This window comes from Streptomyces sp. NRRL B-24572, assembly GCF_002156145.1.
Lineage (GTDB): Bacteria > Actinomycetota > Actinomycetes > Streptomycetales > Streptomycetaceae > Streptomyces > Streptomyces vietnamensis.
The window spans coordinates 1-607 of the sequence record NZ_MWIG01000955.1 but is presented as its reverse complement, the minus strand read 5'-3'; the positions used below and the strand labels follow the sequence as shown (position 1 = coordinate 607).

At 75.1% G+C, this 607-nt stretch carries 1 protein-coding gene; it reads right to left on the bottom strand.

Annotated elements, in window-relative coordinates; genetic code table 11:
- The coding region (locus CCN56_RS38750) for a GNAT family N-acetyltransferase (RefSeq protein ID WP_107484301.1) at positions 1-607 on the bottom strand (607 nt) is incomplete at both ends.

Genomic DNA, 607 nt, shown 5'->3' with positions numbered 1-607 from the left:
GTCGGCGGTGCCGAAGTCGGGGTCGTGCGCGGGGGCTCCGCACACCCAGGCGCCGAGCCGCAGATAGCCGCGGAGCAGCGGCGGGAGCTCGGTGCGGCCCTCGGGGCGGGTCACGCCGTCGGGGCTCCACAGCTTGTGCGGGGTGACCCAGTACTCCTCGGGGGCGAGGTGCTTGGCCTTGACGGTGTCCCAGGTGGCGGCGGCGAGGGTGCCGCCGTCGGCGAGCGGGATCGAACAGCAGCCGGCGAGCCAGTTGTGGCCGGTGCGGGTCATGTAGCGGGCGAGGCCGGCCCAGATGAGGGCGATCACGGCGCCGTTGCGGTGGGCGGGGTGGACGCAGGAGCGGCCGACCTCCACCAGGTCGTGCCGGACGGGGGCGAGGCGGGTGAGGTCGAACTCGGTCTCGGAGTAGAGGCGTCCGGCGACGGCGGCCCGGTCGGGCGGCAGGATCCGGTAGGTGCCGACGACCTCGCCGGTGCCCTCCTCCCGGACCAGGAGGTGGTCGCAGTACGCGTCGAAGGCGTCGCCGTCGAGGCCGGGTTCGGGACCGTCGAGCAGGGCGCCCATCTCACCGGCGAAGACCTGGTGGCGCAGCCGCTGGGCGGCC